The 15734-nt window shown below is 68.5% G+C and carries 13 protein-coding genes and 3 pseudogenes; 6 read left to right on the top strand and 10 right to left on the bottom strand.

Going from position 1 to position 15734, the window contains the following annotated elements; genetic code table 11:
• The 3 genes and pseudogenes from GJ632_RS10370 to GJ632_RS10360 all read right to left on the bottom strand — a co-directional run.
• Nucleotides 1-957: pseudogene (locus tag GJ632_RS10370) on the bottom strand (DNA mismatch repair protein MutS); the annotation flags it as partial.
• A gap of 237 nt (nt 958-1194) precedes the next feature.
• Nucleotides 1195-1509, bottom strand: coding sequence for a hypothetical protein (locus tag GJ632_RS10365; RefSeq protein ID WP_191452868.1), 315 nt, complete (start codon nt 1507-1509; stop codon nt 1195-1197).
• A gap of 118 nt (nt 1510-1627) precedes the next feature.
• Nucleotides 1628-3280 carry an NADH-quinone oxidoreductase subunit D gene (locus GJ632_RS10360; protein ID WP_089804768.1) on the bottom strand — a complete coding sequence of 551 codons (1653 nt, stop codon included), beginning with the start codon at nt 3278-3280 and terminating at the stop codon, nt 1628-1630.
• A gap of 84 nt (nt 3281-3364) precedes the next feature.
• Between GJ632_RS10360 and GJ632_RS10355 the strand changes: the two genes are divergently transcribed.
• A complete protein-coding gene (locus GJ632_RS10355; protein WP_343161122.1) occupies nt 3365-4042 on the top strand; it encodes a helix-turn-helix domain-containing protein in 678 nt (225 codons plus the stop codon).
• A 103-nt stretch (nt 4043-4145) separates the two neighbouring features.
• Nucleotides 4146-5780: a methyl-accepting chemotaxis protein gene (locus GJ632_RS10350; protein WP_191452867.1), complete on the top strand. Its 1635-nt coding sequence runs from the start codon at nt 4146-4148 to the stop codon at nt 5778-5780.
• Between the two features lie 114 nt (nt 5781-5894).
• Here the strand turns inward: GJ632_RS10350 and GJ632_RS10345 are convergent, their stop codons facing one another.
• Nucleotides 5895-6704 carry a molybdopterin-synthase adenylyltransferase MoeB gene (locus GJ632_RS10345; RefSeq protein WP_191452866.1) on the bottom strand — a complete coding sequence of 270 codons (810 nt, stop codon included), beginning with the start codon at nt 6702-6704 and terminating at the stop codon, nt 5895-5897.
• Between the two features lie 165 nt (nt 6705-6869).
• Here GJ632_RS10345 and GJ632_RS10340 point away from each other — a divergent pair, with 165 nt between their 5' ends.
• The 3 genes from GJ632_RS10340 to GJ632_RS23540 all read left to right on the top strand — a co-directional run bounded on the left by GJ632_RS10340 (nt 6870) and on the right by GJ632_RS23540 (nt 8071).
• Complete coding sequence (locus GJ632_RS10340; protein WP_089804774.1) at nt 6870-7190, top strand: rhodanese-like domain-containing protein; 321 nt, start codon at nt 6870-6872, stop codon at nt 7188-7190.
• Nucleotides 7191-7259: 69 nt separating this feature from the next.
• The gene (locus GJ632_RS23545; protein WP_231751473.1) at nt 7260-7736 is read left to right on the top strand and encodes a hypothetical protein; all 477 of its coding nucleotides are present in this window, start codon (nt 7260-7262) and stop codon (nt 7734-7736) included.
• Nucleotides 7694-8071: a type II CAAX prenyl endopeptidase Rce1 family protein gene (locus tag GJ632_RS23540; RefSeq protein ID WP_343161123.1), complete on the top strand. Its 378-nt coding sequence runs from the start codon at nt 7694-7696 to the stop codon at nt 8069-8071. Before GJ632_RS23545 ends, GJ632_RS23540 begins: the two co-directional genes overlap by 43 nt.
• 85 nt (nt 8072-8156) lie before the next feature.
• Here the strand turns inward: GJ632_RS23540 and GJ632_RS10330 are convergent, their stop codons facing one another.
• The 5 genes and pseudogenes from GJ632_RS10330 to GJ632_RS10310 all read right to left on the bottom strand — a co-directional run bounded on the left by GJ632_RS10330 (nt 8157) and on the right by GJ632_RS10310 (nt 12978).
• Nucleotides 8157-8747, bottom strand: coding sequence for a 50S ribosomal protein L15e (locus GJ632_RS10330; protein ID WP_089804779.1), 591 nt, complete (start codon nt 8745-8747; stop codon nt 8157-8159).
• A gap of 182 nt (nt 8748-8929) precedes the next feature.
• Complete coding sequence (locus GJ632_RS10325; protein WP_343161121.1) at nt 8930-9484, bottom strand: quercetin 2,3-dioxygenase; 555 nt, start codon at nt 9482-9484, stop codon at nt 8930-8932.
• 147 nt (nt 9485-9631) lie between these two features.
• Nucleotides 9632-10714, bottom strand: a complete 1083-nt coding sequence (locus GJ632_RS10320; protein WP_089804780.1) for a sugar ABC transporter permease — start codon at nt 10712-10714, stop codon at nt 9632-9634.
• Nucleotides 10711-11676, bottom strand: coding sequence for a carbohydrate ABC transporter permease (locus GJ632_RS10315; protein WP_089804782.1), 966 nt, complete (start codon nt 11674-11676; stop codon nt 10711-10713). Before GJ632_RS10315 ends, GJ632_RS10320 begins: the two co-directional genes overlap by 4 nt.
• Before the next feature lie 7 nt (nt 11677-11683).
• Nucleotides 11684-12978: pseudogene (locus GJ632_RS10310) on the bottom strand (extracellular solute-binding protein).
• A gap of 132 nt (nt 12979-13110) precedes the next feature.
• On the opposite strand from GJ632_RS10310, the gene GJ632_RS10305 reads away from it, so the two are divergent.
• A complete protein-coding gene (locus tag GJ632_RS10305) occupies nt 13111-14232 on the top strand; it encodes an ABC transporter ATP-binding protein (protein ID WP_191452865.1) in 1122 nt (373 codons plus the stop codon).
• Between the two features lie 26 nt (nt 14233-14258).
• Here the strand turns inward: GJ632_RS10305 and GJ632_RS10300 are convergent.
• Nucleotides 14259-15734 (bottom strand): annotated as a pseudogene (locus tag GJ632_RS10300) (glycoside hydrolase family 15 protein); the annotation flags it as partial.

The following is a 15734-nucleotide window of genomic DNA, read 5'->3' as shown; positions in this document are numbered from 1 at the left end:
GGCGTCGAGGCGGCGTTCGAGTTCCTCGCGGTCACGGCGGGGGCGCGTCATCCACTCTCGAAGGAGTCGGCCGCCCGGACTCGTCACGGTGTGGTCGACGGCGTCGACCAGCGTTCCCTCCGTCTCGCCGTGCATCGTCTCCGTCAGTTCGAGGTTCCGCTGGGTCGTCGCGTCGAGTTCGAGGTGGTCGTTCGTCTCGTACGTCTGCAGGCGCGTCAGCGACTGGAGGACGCCCGCCCCCGTCTCCTCGACGTACCGGAGGACCGCGCCCGCCGCGCGAATCGCCAGGTCCGAATCCAGCCCGACGCTCTCCATCGTCTCGCGCCCGAACTGCTCGCGGACGACGTGTTTCGACCGGCCGGGCGCGAACGCCTCGGCCTCGAACAGCGACAGCGACGCGTCCGTCTCCTGCCGCAGGCGCGAGAGGAAGTCGTCGTCGCTGCGGACCGCCGGCCCGGGGAGAATCTCGACGGGCGCGAAACGGTACAGCTCCGAGTGGGCGGCGTCGACGTCGGCCGTCTCGGTGACGAAGAACTGGCCGGTCGTCACGTCGGCGAACGCCAGTCCGACCCCCGCGGCGTCCTCGGGCGCAACGACGGCGGCGATGTAGCGGGCGTCGGCGTCCGTCGTCTCCAGGAGGGTGCCGGGCGTGGCGACGCGCGTAATCTCCCGGTAGTGTCCGTCGTCGCCCTCGAACTGGTCGGCGACGGCGACGCGGTAGCCGCGTTCGACGAGAGCCTTCAGGTACGGCGTGAGGTCGTCCACCGGGACGCCGGCCATCGGATACGACGACCCGTGCGAGGACTTCTGCGACACCTTCAGGTCGAGTTCGTCGGCGACGAACTCCGCGTCGTCCCCGAAGAACTCGTAGAAGTCGCCGCACTGCATCGTCAGCACGTCCGCGTCCGTCTCGGACTTCAAAGAGAGAAATTCCCCGACGATTCCCTGCGAGGTCATACTCCTACCTCGGCCGTCCGGCCGATAAAACGCTGTGGTCTCCCGGGTCGGGCTTCCCGGGCCACTCCGTCGTCGGCACCGTCCGGCCGAACGTTCAAGTGGGAAGTGGCGGCCAGACTCGCCGTGACCTGACCGACGCCGCGGGCGACCACGCGGAGTGCGGCACCCCCGCCCGCGGAGACGCGCATCGCCGACTCGACTCCGGTGCCGCCGGTTCGCCATCCGCCGAGCGACGCGTCAGACCGTGTCGTCGGGGTCGTGTCGCTCTCGCATCCGTTCGGCTTCCGTGCGGTAGCGTTCGACCGTCTCGGGGTCCTCGACCGTCGACAAGCGCGCCGTCCCCACGTCCCGGGCGGCGGTGACGGTCGGTCCGGGACTGCTGCCGTAGCGGTTGAACGCCCACTCCTTCTGGAGGTACCGCGCGCCGTCCAGCGTCGCGTAGACGACGACGAGGATGTTCGGCGAGTCCGCCGAGTACGTCCGCTCGACCATCCACACCTGCGTCTCCTCGGCGTCGTCCACCCCCGCCGTCGATGTCGTGTCTAGCTCCATGTGTGAGCCGACGCGTCCCGCGGAGAAAACGGCCGTAACCGGTTCTCGCCGTCCGAGAATCGACGACAGTCGCCACGCGAACCGCACCCCCGTTCGGGTGCGTCGACTCGGAGACCGTTCAGCGGTCCACCTCGCCCATGATGGTGTCGAGACTCCCGAGCGTGGCTATCAGGTCCGGTACGTACTCGCCGCGCGCCATCTCGGGGAGCGCCTGCAGGTGCGAGAACGACGGCCCGCGAATCTTGAACCGCGCGGGCGTCTCGGTGCCGTCCGAGCGGACGTAGATGCCGAGTTCGCCCTTCGCGGCTTCGACCGCTCGGAACACCTCGGTGTCGTCCTCGGGACGTATCGTCCGGGGCACGTTCGACTGGATGGTCCGCTCGTCCTCGGGCCAGTCTTCGAGCAGGTCGGCGCACTGTTCGACGATGCGCGCGGACTCCTCTATCTCGCGGAGGCGGACGAGCAGACGGCTGAAGTTGTCACAGCCGTCCTCGGTGACGACGTTCCAGTCGAGTTCGTCGTAGTAGCCGTACGGGTCGTCCCGCCGCAGGTCGTAGTCGACGCCCGACCCGCGCGCTACGGGACCCGTACAGCCGTAGGCCTTCGCCACGTCCGGGGGCAGGTGCCCCGTGTCGACGGTCCGGACCTGAAATATCTCGTTGGCCGTCAACAGGTCGTGGTACTCCTCTAACTTCGCCGGCAGGCCGTCGACGAAGGCGTGCACCTTTTCGAAGAACTCTTCGCGCGGTTCGGGCAGGTCCCAGACGACGCCGCCGAGGCGGAAGTAGTTGAACATCAGTCGCTGGCCGGTCACGTCCTCCAGGATGTCCTGTAACTTCTCTCTGTCTCGAATCGCGTACATGAACGTCGCGGTGAACTCGCCGCTGACGTCCAGGGCGTACGCGCCGACGGCGAGAAAGTGCGCGAGCATCCGCGACAGTTCGGCTACCATCGTCCGGACGACCTGTGCGTACTCGGGAACGTCGACGTCGGCGAGCGTTTCGGCGACCCGGGCGTACGCCCACTCGTTCAACAGGCCCGCGCCGCTCCAGTCCCAGCGGTCGGGGTACGGCATTATCTGGTGGCGGTACGTCTTCGACTGGCACATCTGCTCCTCACAGCGGTGGATGTACCCGAGATCCGGTTCCACGTCGACGACTTGCTCGCCGTCCAGCGTCACCTCCAAGTGGAGGACGCCGTGGGTCGCGGGGTGATGCGGCCCGACGTTGAGAAACAGCGTGTCGCCCTCCCGACCGTCGTCCTCGACCGGATTCGCGTGTTCGCTGAACGAGACGACCTGCGGGCGGTCTCGGTCGTACCCGCGCGAGAGCGGGTGACCCTGCCACGTCTCGGGGAGGAGGATGCGGCGGAGGTCCGGGTGGTCCTCGTACCGGACGCCGACGAGGTCGTACGCCTCGCGTTCGTGCCATCCCGCCGTCGGGAAGACGGGAGCGGCGGACTCGCTCACGGGGGCGTCAGCGGGCAGGGGGACGACGACGCTCACCTCTCGGGTCGGGTCGTCGTACGACTTCAGGTGATACACCGTCTCGTATCTGTCCGCGTACTCCTGCGCCGTGACGCACGACAGGTGGTCGAAGCCCGCGTCGTCGCGAAGTCGCGTCAGCGTCGCCTGCACGTCGTCCGGGCGGACGACGAACCCGGGCGCGTTGACGTGGTCGTCCCGGCGGTACGCCAGGTCCGAGAGAAGCGCGTGAACTCCGCCCGCCGCCTCGACTTCGGCGCGGTCGGCGGACCGCGTGTCAAGACTCATATCTCGACATCGGCGCGACACCGCCTCGCCCTTCTGCCGCACTCGTGAGGTCCCTTTTTGTGCGCCGGTTTCGGAGTTACCGTCGTGAAGTCGCTCCGCATTCGCCTCGGTCTCCCCGACCGGTTCGTCCATCCGATGCACGCGTTCGTGGCCGAGACGCCCGGCTTCAGACGGACGAGTCTGCTCCACTGGAATCCGGCCGTCGGCGAGCGAAACACCGTCCTCTTCCACGTCGACGGCGACGACCCCCGGCGCTACACGGCGGCGCTCGACGCCTCGGCGTCGATTCTGGACTACGAAGTCGCCGACGCCGAGGACCGTCCCGGGTTCTACCTCGCGGTACAGGAAGAGCAACGGAACGCCGACGCCACCCTCGTCGCGCCTTTCCTCGACACCGGCGTCGTCGTCGTCCCGCCGGTCGTCTACCGCGGAGACCGGCGCGTCGACATCTCCGTCGTCGGCGCGACAGGCGCCCTCGACGACGCCCTCGACGGTCTGCCGTCGGGCGTCGAGATGGACGTCGTCAGGATTCGCGACTACACCGGCCGCGTCGCCGAACCCGCGGCGGAACTCTCCGCGCGACAGCGAGACGCACTCGCGGCGGCGGTCGAACTCGGCTACTACGGCGACCCGCGCGGCGCGTCCGTCGCCGACGTCGCCGAGCGACTCGACTGTTCGACCGGAACGGCGGCCGAGCACCTCCGAAAGGCCGAAGCGGCGGTGCTGGGCCGCGTCGTGGACGACGACCCGGTGCGGTGGTGACTGGGCCGTCGAGGCGGTGACGGTGCCCGTTTGCTGTCTTCAGAATATCAGTTCTGAAAATCGCCGCGGTACAGTTATCTATCATGTTGCGAAAAGGGGGACGATGCTCAGTTCGTTGCTCACCCGATTCGTGAATGCGCTTCCGGTGGGCGGCGACCGCCCACGGACCGACGGGGGTCTCGCGGCCGGAGACCACCAGACGGTATCCGGCGTCGCGCGCTCGCTCGACAGCACACAGCTTCTGGAGAGCGTCGGCGCCCCCACGTTCGTCCTCGACGCTCAGGGCGTCGTCGTCGCGTGGAACCGCCAGCTAGAGAACCTCACCGCGGTCCCCGCGTCCGAGGCGCTCGGCTCCGAGCACGCCAGCGAGGCGTTCTATCCCGACGGCCGTCGGGCGAAGACGCTCGCCGACAAGGTGCTCGAAGCGCCCCGGAACGCCGAGACGGAGTTCGGCGTCGCCGCGACGGGCGACGGCGGGTTCGAGGACAGCAGCACGATGGTGACCGGCGACGGCGTCGAACGGCACATCCGCTTCGTCGCCCAACCGGTGTTCGAGGACGGTGACCTCGTCGCCGTCGTCGAGACCATCTACGACCGCACGGACGTGGTCACGCGCCAGCGAGCCTCGACTCGACTCGTCGACGAACTGCTCGCGACCGTCAGCGCACTCGCCGACGGCGACCTGTCCGCACGCATCGACTTCGAAGACGACACCGGGCATCTGGACGAGCGGACGCTGTCCGTCGTCCCCGAGTTCAACGCGATGGCCGAGCGCTTCGAGCGACTCGCCGAGGAGGTCGACGAGAAGGCGGTCCACCTGGGTGAGGCCATCGAACGCGCCGCCGACGCCGCGACGCGCATCGAGTCGCAGGTGACCGAACAGAGCGAACTGCTCGACGAGGGTGCAGACGAGATGCAGGACCTCTCGGCGAGCATGGAGGAGATAGCCGCCACCTCCGACGACGTCGCGAGCTCCGCGGCGCAAGCGCAGACGGCGGCCGAGAGCGCACGGGGGGCGGGCGAGTCCGTCCGGTCGGCGACCGACAACGTCATCGACATCTCCGACGACCTGCTCGCCACCGTCACCGAACTCCAAGAGCGAATGGGCGCTATCGAGGAAGTCGTCGAGGTCATCGCAGAGGTCGCAGACCGGACGAACCTGCTGGCGCTGAACGCCAACATCGAAGCCGCGCGCGCCGGCGAGGCGGGCGAGGGGTTCTCCGTCGTCGCCGACGAGGTGAAACAACTCGCCAACCAGACGCACGAGCACACAGAAGAGATCGCACAGAGCATCGAACAGATTCAGGAACAGGCCGACGAGACGGTGACGGCCTCCGAGGAGTCCCACGAGCAGATTCAGGTCGCCTCCGGCGAGATAGAAGACGTCCTCGAGTCGCTCGAGGAGATCGCTCAGGCGACGGACGCCGCCGCGGACGGTATCGGCGAAGTCGCGCGGGCGACCGACAGTCAGGCGAAGAACATCGAGGAGGTCACCACGACCATCCAGACCGCGCAGACGCACGCGTTCGACGCGCGCGACGCCTCCACCGAGATAACCGACGCGACGGCCGACCAGACGATGGCGCTGGACGAACTCACCGACCGCGTCGCGCGTCTCTGCGGCGGCGACATCTCGGCGACGTTCGAGGCCAGCGAGTTCGACGTGGTCGCCTCGGACTTCGACGAGGGCGAGATGGACGACGACGCGTCACCACCGACCGACGCCGAACCCGCGTAGGCCGCGCCGACCGACGGCGGGACCGACGCGGGTCGGTGAGGCGTCGCGACGAGACCTCCCGCCGTCCGGCCCCGTTCGTCCCCGACTGCTCTCTTCGCCGTCCGTCGCCCCGACTCACTCCGACGATACCGCGCAGACGTCGGTGTACTCCACCTCCGCGACGGAGTCGATGGGGTCGTCGCCGCAGACGGGGCAGTCGGGGTTCTGCTGGTACGGCACCGTCTCGAACGTCATGTCCATCGCGTCGTAGAACAGGAGGCGACCGACGAGAGGGTCGCCGGCCTCCAGCACGAGTTTCACGGCCTCCGTCGCCTGGATACAGCCGACGGTTCCCGGGAGGACGCCGAGGACGCCCGTCGTCGCGCAGTCGGGAACCGTCCCGGGTTCGGGTGCCTCCGGGAACAGACAGCGGTAACACGGCCCGTCCGGCGCCAGCGTCGTCACCTGCGCCTCGAACTTGTATATCGCGCCGTGCGCCACCGGGATGTCGTGGAGTCGGCAGAAGTCGTTGACGAGGTAGCGCGTCGGGAAGTTGTCCGAGGCGTCCACCACCACGTCGTAGTCCGCGAGGAGTTCGACGTTCGCCTTCTCCAGTCGCGTCTCGTACGTCTCGACGGTCACGTCGGGGTTGAGGCCGTGGACGAACGCGGCCGCGCTCTCGGCCTTCGGCGTCCCCACGTCGTCGTCGCGGTGGACGACCTGTCGCTGGAGGTTGCTCCGTTCGACCACGTCGTCGTCGACGACGCCGAGGCGGCCGACGCCCGCGGCGGCGAGGTACTGAATCACCGGCGACCCCAGACCGCCCGCGCCGACGACCAGCACGGACGCCTCGAGGAGTCGTTTCTGTCCCTGCGGTCCCACCTCGTCCATGATGATGTGTCTGGAGTAGCGGTCGAGTTGCGTCGCGTCGAGTGAGAGAGACATACCCGACGTTGGTCGGTGAGCCGAATAAATCCGCGCCCGGCGGCGGCGAGGGTCACCGTTCGCCGACCGACGACGCAAGCGCCCGCGCCCCCGTCTGTCACGACGAATCGTGAGAGAGCCTCCCGAATCGAAGACGGTTTGAGACGCCGTCCGTCAGCCACGGGTATGGTCACGGAGACGAACCCGGAGACGCTGGTGGCGAAACTGGAAGACGACGACACCGAGACGACGGTCGTGGACATCCGCGACCCGTCCTCGTACGCCGCCGGCCACATCGAGGGCGCGGTGAACCTCCCCGCGTCGCGTCTCTCGCTCGCGACGGTCGACTCCGACTGGAGCGACGACGTGGTCGTCGCCTGCTACGTCGGCCAGAGTTCCCGCCGCGTCGCCTCGTTGCTCGACTCGCACCTCGACGCCTCCGTCTCCAGTCTCCGCGGCGGGTTCGACGCGTGGGACGGCCCCACGGACTCCGGCCACGACGCCTGACCGCCCCGCTCCCGTCGCCCCCGGCGTCGAACGCCGGGCTTATCTCTGTGCCGTGTGACCACGGGACAGATGGCGGGGACTCACGCACTCGGCCGCGAGCCGAACGCTCGACGCCGGTACGGCCGCCGCGTCGGTGCGCTCTTCGCGCTCGGACTCCTCGGTATCGCGTCCCTCGGCGCGACGCTCGCCGCCACCGGGTTGCTCCCGTCGCCCCCGGGCAGTTCACCGCTCGTCGTCCTCGCCCTCTCGCTTCTCACCCCGGCGGCGTTGCTCGTCGTCGCCGTCCTCGTCGGGACGTTCGCCACCGCGCGCGTCGGCCTGCGCTCGCTCGTCGCCGAACGCGCGGACGGCGGCGACCCCGTCCTCCCGCAACTGCGCCGAACCGGTCCGCGAGCGCTCCTCGCCGGTATCGTCGTCGGTTTCCTGCTGGCGGCGCTCGACGTGACGTTCTCTCCGCTCGGGGCCGTCCCGGCGTCGGCGACGTCGACGCGACGCTCGTCCATATCGTCGCCTCCGCGCCCGTCAGGTTCCTCTACGGTGGACTGACCGAGGAACTCCTGCTGCGCTGGGGCCTGATGTCGGCGCTCGCGTGGGTCGGGTGGCGCGCCGCGGGCGGGGTCAGTCGCCCCGGCCCCGACGTGATGTGGCCGGCCATCGTCCTCACCGCACTCGTCTTCGGCATCGGGCACCTCCCCGCGATCGCGGGACTCGGACCGCTCACGTTCCCGACGGTGATTCGGACCGTCCTCCTGAACGCCATCGGCGGCGTCGTCTACGGCTGGTTCTTCTGGCGGTGGCACCTCGAAGCCGCGATGCTCGCGCACGCGGGGACGCACGTCGCGTTCATCGGTCTCTCGGTCCTCGGATTCGCGTTGACGTGAGTCGGGTGTCGTCGCGACACCTCGCGCGCGTCGGCGTCGTCACTCGCCGGGCGGCGTCGAAAGAAAGTCGGAGTCGAGCGTCGGATTACTTGCCGCGGCGGCGACCGCTTCGGATGCTCGGGCGGGTGTGTTCCGCGCCCTTGCCGCGGTTGTTCAGACCGCGGTTCGAGGACCCGGCGTTCGTCAGACCGCGGAACGTGCGGCCCTTGTGGTCGTCGCTGCAGATCCAGTTGAGGTCGTCGTCGCTCTGGATGGCCGGGTGCTCGGGGTCGACCATGATGATCTCGTGCCACTTCTGGGAGCCGTCTTCGCCGACCCAGTAGGAGTTGAGCACGCGCAGGTTCGGGTACTTGCGCGCGGCGCGTTCCTCCGCGATGCGCTGGATGCTCTTGCGGCGACCGATGCGGTTGACGCCCTGCCGCTTCGTCCGACGGCCGGCCTTGAACCGTTGCTTGCGCGCCCCGCCCTTGCGGACGGAGACGCGGGCCACGACGATGCCCTGTTTGGCCTTGTAGCCGAGTTCGCGCGCCTTGTCGAGGCGCGTCGGTCGGTCGACGCGGACGATGGCGCCCTGGTCGCGCCACTCCTGCTTTCGCTGCCACTGCAGTTCGCCGAGTTTCCCGTCGCCGGGGTTCTTCCACGCGTCTTTGATGTGGGAGTAGAAGCTTCGTGCCATAGTTTCACCACGGGCGCTTGCGATTCGGAGGACCTTCGAGGTCCGTCCACATTTCGTCCCGAGTCCTCGGGTGCCCGCTGGCGTCCCGTTCGGCCAGCGAGTTACAGGGTCTACCCCGGAGACGCCTTTAACGACTTCGAATCCGACGGGCCGTGCCCCCGCGTCTCAGGGCCGGGGGCGCTTCAGGTGTCGGTGTCGGTGTCTGTGTGGGTGCTAGCGTCGCTATCGGTGTCAGCGTCGGTGTCGAACGGGGACGGCCCCAGCATCTCCACGTCGGCGTCGGCCAGAAACGAGTCGAGACGGGCCAACTCGGCGTCGTCCGGGCCGTCGGTGGGAACCGTCGCCTCCTCGACGGGCGTCCCCACCTCGGAGAACAGCGTCTCCACGCCCGGCGAGACGAACAGCAGGCATCTGGTACCGTCGGCGGCGATTCGGAACGCGTGCGGGACGTTCCGCGGGGCGAAGGCGGTGTCGCCCGGCCCCGCGGACCGGACCCGGCCGTCCACGAACAGTCGTATCTCGCCGTCGAGGACGTACCAGAGTTCGTCGGCCGACCGGTGGACGTGCAACGGCGTCACGACGCTGTCCTCGTCGCCCCGCCGTTCGACGAGGCTGAACGCGCCGTCCGTCTCCTCGCTCGTCGCTTTCAGTAACGCCAACGCCCCCAGCGCGTGGTACGCCTCGCCCTCGTCGACCGTCTTCACGAAGGCTTCGGCCGCCTCCGTCTCTTCGCTCACCTGTCTCACCTCGTTCGTTACGGGGTCGGCAGAGGGGGGAGTATCTATCGGTCGCGACTGTGGTGCCGGCGCACGCGCGTGCGCGAAGTAGAAGAAGGAGAACGTCGCGTCGAAGAAGGAGAACGTCGCGTCGAAGAAGGGGGCCCGTCAGCCTTCCATCCCGCTGAACGACAGGCCGCCCTCGATGTACCGTTGGGCGAAGAAGTACACCAGCATGAGCGGTGAGGCGAACACGAGCGCGAACGCCGAGAACCGCGCCCACGGGATGGAGTATTCGTCGACCAGCGAGTAGAGGCCGACCGGGAGCGTGTAGTTCTCCGTCCCGAGCAGCGTCTGGGCGACGACGAACTCCGTCCACCCCGTGAGGAAGGTGAAGATGAACACCGTCGCCAGCCCGGCGGCCGACAGGGGGAGGATGACCTCCGTGACGACGCGCCACGGGGGCGCGCCGTCCACGACGGCCGCCTCCTCGTACGACGTGGGGATGCCGTCCATGTACGTCTTCAAGAGCCACGTGTTGAACGGCACCGCCGTCGCCGCGTAGTAGACGGCCAGCGCCAGTTTGCTGTCGTTCAGCCCCACCTGCACGTACACCGTGTAGAGGCCGATGAGCAGGGCGATTCCGAGGCCGCCGCCCACCTGCGTCAGGAGGACGTAGACGAACAGAATCTTCCGGCGGAAGATGAACTCCCGGCGCGAGAGCGCGTACGACGCCGGGACGATGAGACACATCGCGATGATGACCGTCGGAATCGACACCGTGAGGCTGTTCCAGAAGAACCCCTTGAAGTTCGAGGGGTTCTCGACGCCGTAGGCGGACGCGTCGAGGAACACCAGTTCGGGCGTGTCGAGGACCACCGCGAGGTCCGTGAACGGGAGGTTCAGGCTGATGGCGTACGACGGGACGATGAGGTCGCCGACGACCCAGAGGAACGGCTTCAGCGAGGGGTCCTGCGGGAGCAGGGACAGCCCGTTCGTCGTGTAGATGGAACCCCCGGACCCCGACAGCGCGGACATGAGTATCCAGTAGACGGGGAACAGGAGCAGTCCGACGACGACTGTGGCCCCGAGCGTCGCGCCGAGCGTCTTCAGCGGGCCGGCCGGCGAAATCTCGCCGCGGGCGACTCCGCGGGCGGTGTACGCCGCGTCGCGCCCGACTTCCACCGGCGTGTACGCGGCCGCCTTCACGTCGTCGGCGATGCTGTCGACGACGCCGCCGAGGAGGCTCACGCGTCCCCCACCCCGTCGGCGAGTCGCCCTTTCTTCACGTTCAGCCACATGAACGCGCCGATGAACGCGACGGCGAGCAGGCTGATGGCCGCGCCCTCGCCGTACTGTGAGAACGTGAACGCCTCGCGGTAGCCGTAGACGACGATGAGTTCGTTCGCTCGCGCCGGGCCGCCCTGATTGAACACGTACGGGATGAGGAACGCCTGGAACGACGCCGCGGCGGTCAGGATGGACGCGAACATCACCGGCCGCTTGATGGAGGGCAGGGTGACGTGCAGGAAGCGCGAGACGTAGCCCGCGCCGTCCACCATCGCCGCCTCGTGGAGTTCCTCGGGAACGTCCTGCAGTGCGCTCACGGTGATGAGAACCATGAACGGGTAGGCCAGCCACACCTCGGTGACGTTGTAGGCGAGAAAGGCCGTCCACCGCTGTGAGAGCCACGCGACGGACTCGAAGCCCACCGACTTGAGGAGCTGATTCGCCAGTCCGAACTCGGCCGTACTGAAGATGCCCCGCCAGACGGTGACGACGAAGATGGCCGGCAGGCCCATCGGGATGATGATGAGAGAGCGCATGAACCGCTTGCCGCGGACGCGGTCACCCGTCACCACGAGGGCGATGCCGACGCTGAACGCTATCTTCGCGGTGACGCTCGTCGCGACGAACAGCCACGTCACGCCGAAGGAGTTCCAAAAGGCCGGGTCGGTCAGCGCCGAGACGTAGTTCTGGAGGCCGACGAACTCGGCCTGTCCGAACGTCAGGACGTCCAGCGCCGTCTCGCCGGCGAACAGGTTCGCCGGCCGCGCGTTCGTGAAGGAGATGCCGACGAGGTACAGCACCGGAAACAGCATGAACGCGGAGAAGACGAACAGCCCCGGCAGGACGAGGAGGAGCGAGGTGTCCTCTCTGTCGAGGAACGGGACGTCCGCGACTCGGGTGGCGACGCGGGAGGCGGTGCTCATGGCGCGGTCACTCCCAGTTGCTACGGACCGTCTTCGCCGCCTCGTCCATCGCGGCGCCGACGTCGGCGTCGCCGTTGAACGCCTTCGTCAGCGCGTCCTTGACGGGCGTCCAGACGGCGTTCATCTTCGGGTGCGTCGGCATCGGGACGCCCTGTCTCACGGCCTTCGAGAAGCCCTGCACCGCCGCGGGCAGTTCGTCGCTCGTGGCGATGCTCTCCAAGACGGGAATCGAGCCCTGCTCTTTCGCGTTGCGCAGGAGGACGTCCTCGTTCGTCGTGTACCACTCGACGAAGTCGAGGGCGGCCTGCGCCGTGGCGTCGTCGCCCTCCATCCCCTTCGAGAAGTACCACATCGTGATGCCCGTGTAGGGACTCGGCTCGCCGCCCTCGGGCGCGGGGAGTTCGGCGACGCCGTAGTCGATGCCCTTCTCGTTCAGCGTGCTGAGGTACCACGGGCCGTTGATGGCGAACGGCGCGTTGCCCTCGGCGAACGCCGCGGCCTGCGGCCCGTACGTCGGGTCCTTCGGCATGTACGGCACGAGTTCGTCGACGGCGAACTGGAACCCCTTCACCGTCGCGTCGGCGTTGATGCCGAGTTGCGGGTCCGCCTCGGGGTCGAAGTAGTAGCCGCCGAACGCCTGCCCCCACGCGCTGACGAAGTAGGGGTCGAACGGGTAGCCGAGACCGTACGTCCCGTTCTCGGGGTCGGTGATACTCCTCCATCACGGACTGCATCTCCGCCACCGTCGAGGGCGCGGAGTCGACCATCTCCTCGTTGTAGACCAGCGCAACCGTCTCCGCCGCGTGCGGGAGGCCGACCGTCGCGCCGTCGAACTGGACGCGCCCGCGGCCGCGTCGGTGAACTCGTCGAGACTGACCGAGAGCGCGTCGCTCTTGTCGACGACGAACCCGCGCTGGTGGTAGTCGCCGACCCAGTCGTGCGCCCACTCGAACGTCGCCGGGCCCTGGTTGGCCGGGACGGCGGAGGTGGTCTTCTTCCGCAGGTCGGAGATGTCCGCTCCCTCGACGGTGTGCTTCGTCGCGTCGTTGTACGACTGGATGGCCTCCTTGCGGGCCGGCACCTCCGTATCGGCGAGTTGGTACCACGCCTTCGCCGTCCCCGCCGGGCCGGACTCCGTCGCCGTCGCGTCGCCGCCGGAGTCGGTGGCGTCGGAGCCGGATTCGCCGCCGGACTCGGCCGCCGTCTGCTCGCTCTGGTTCTGTACGCCGACACAGCCGGCGAGGGCGCCGACGACGCCCGCGCTCCGAGGTGCTTCAGCACCGTTCTGCGGTCCATTGTCATGGGTGAATAAGAGTTGAATTATTCGTTCACAACTTAAATCATTCGAACTCAGAAAAAGTAGTACGAAATCGTACCTCACAAATTCCACACAGAGGGCAAGAACTATATCTCGTCGTCACAAGCATCGGTCAAATGGCAACTGTAACGCTCGATAATCTACGAAAGGAGTTCGACAACGGCCGCATCGTCGCGGTGGACGACGTCTCGTTCGAGGTGGCGGACGGCGAGTTCGTCACCGTCGTCGGGCCGTCGGGGTGCGGGAAGTCGACGACGCTGCGGATGATGGCCGGCCTCGAATCACCCACGAGCGGGACGATTCGCTTCGACGACGAGGACGTGACGGACGTGCACGCGCGGAAGCGAGACGTGGCGATGGTGTTCCAGAACTACGCGCTGTACCCGCACAAGACCGTCCGCCAGAACATGGCGTTCGGCCTGCGGATGAGTACGGACCTCTCGAAGGACGAACGCCACGCCCGCGTCGCGGAGACGGCGGAGATGATGGGCATCGAGGACCTCTTGGACGACAAGCCGAGCGAACTCTCCGGCGGGCAGAAACAGCGCGTCGCCCTCGGGCGCGCCATCGTGCGCGAACCCGACGTGTTCCTGTTCGACGAACCGCTGTCGAACCTCGACGCCAAACTCCGGACGACGATGCGGACGGAGATTCAGCGCCTCCAGAACGAACTCGGAATCACGTCCATTTACGTGACGCACGACCAGGAGGAGGCGATGACGATGGGCGACAGACTCGCCATCCTCAAAGACGGCGTCCTCCAGCAGGTGGGCGAACCGAAGGACGTCTACGAGAACCCGACGAACGAGTTCGTCGGCGGCTTCGTCGGGTCGCCGTCGATGAACTTCGTCGACGTGGAGGCGACGGGCGACGGCGGGTCAGTGACGCTGTCGAACGACGACGGGTTCAGTTACGCGCTCACCGGCGACGTCGCCCGCCGCGTCTCGGCCGTCGACGCGCGGGCGCTCCGACTCGGCATCCGCCCCGAGGACGTCCGCGTCGCCGACGCGGGCGAGGGCATCGAGGCGACGGTGGACGTGGTCGAACCCGTCGGCTCCGACAACTACCTCCACCTCGACGTGGCCGCCGACTTCATCGCCCGCGTCGACTCGGACGTGGAACCGACCGTCGGCGACACCGTCGAGGTGACGTTCGACCAGTCGGACGTCCACCTGTTCGACGCCACCGACGGCGACGCGTTGCTGTCGGACGCGACGAAGCGAGAAGTCCCGGCGTAGCCCGGTTCGCGGAGCGACCCGTCGCCTCAGTCGTCGGCGACGACCGAGCGTTCTTCGAGCAGTCCGTACTCGTCCATCAGGGCCACCGTCGCCAGTCTGAGCGCGTGCGGCCAGCCCAGCGGCGTCGCGCTATCGGGCGTGCCGTCGTCGAACACCTGTTCGGGCAGGTAGCCGGCGTCGGTGGTGAGCGGTCCGTCCGGGAGGACGAGCGACAGCAGGTCCTGCGCCGTCTCGCCGACCGATTCGCTCCGTGCGTCGCCGCTGTCGGCCAAGAGGGCGCTCAGACTCGCGGCGGCGTGCGCGCCCCACGCCGTCGAGACGGTCCATATCTTCTCGTCGTCCTGTTCGCCCGTCCGCCAGTCGTCGCCTTCGTACCGAATCAGCCCGCTGACCGGGCCGGCCGGGTCGCGGGACAGTTCCGCCACCACGCGCTCGACGTGCGAGACGAGTCTGTCCACGCGTTCGTCGTCCACCGCGCCGACCCGCGCGTACGTCCGGTGGGCGTCGACCAACGCCAGCGTCGCGGAGTCGCACCGGTCGTCCAGCCCCGTCTCTTCGTGGTCGTCCGGGTACTCCCGGAGCGCGTAGATGCCGCGGGAGGGAACCCACAGGTCGTCGACGGCCTCGTACACCTCGTCGGCGCGGGCCTTCGCCGCCGCGGCGAGTTCGGTGTCGGTGGCCGCGAGTCGCGCGTACGCCTCGAGGAACGTCGCCGCCGTGTGGGCGAACCGGCCGGACATGTCCTCCCACGCGTTCTGGCAGGCGACGGGGCGGCCGTCGTCGGCGAGCGTCTCGTTCAGGCCGGCGAGGGCGCGTTCCAGCGTCTCGGTGACGCCCTCGTCGTCGGCCTCCTCGAGGTACGCAGCGAGGTAGGCGACGACGCTCCCCGTCTGGTCGGCCTGATACTCCACGTCCGACCCGGCTTCGAGGCGGCCGTTCGCCCACCCCGGCGCGAGTTCGCCGCTGAACGGCCAGACGCGGTGCGGCCACGACCCGTCGTCCAGTTGCGTCTGCCGGTACGCCCGCGCGCTCCGGTCGTGCCACGCCGACAGCGACAGGTCGAGGTGGTCGTCGCTCTCTAAGAGGAAGCGCGAGATCTCCGCGTCGTCGCGGAACCAGGTGTAGCCGTACCCGCCGGAGTGGGCGTAGTAGGGGTCGAAGTCCGGCCCGGCGACCCGGAGGCGCGGCGGCCGGACAGGAGCGAGAGGACGTGCAGGTCGGTGGCGACGGCCTCGGTGTGCGGCACGTCGGCGAGGCCGTCGTCGGCCGCGGCCGCGGCCAGTTCGTCGGCGTCGTAGTCTGCGGCGGCGGTCCGAACCGCGTCGAGTGCCGACTCGCGGGTGTGGTCCGAACGGGAGGTGAGAAGCGTGGCGAGGGTGGCCGTGCCGTCGGCCGCCGTGGGGACGACGCCGACGACGTCGCGCTGAGGTGGCCCTCCTCGTACCGGTCCTCCGCGACCGGTCGCGGGTACGTCGCCGGGTCGTCGTCGAGGAACGACTCGA

Origin of the sequence: Halogeometricum sp. CBA1124 (genome assembly GCF_009741955.1) — an archaeon.
Classification (GTDB): Archaea; Halobacteriota; Halobacteria; order Halobacteriales; family Haloferacaceae; genus Halogeometricum; species Halogeometricum rufum.
The sequence above is the reverse complement of the archived record's forward strand: the minus strand, read 5'-3'. Positions and strand labels throughout refer to the sequence as shown.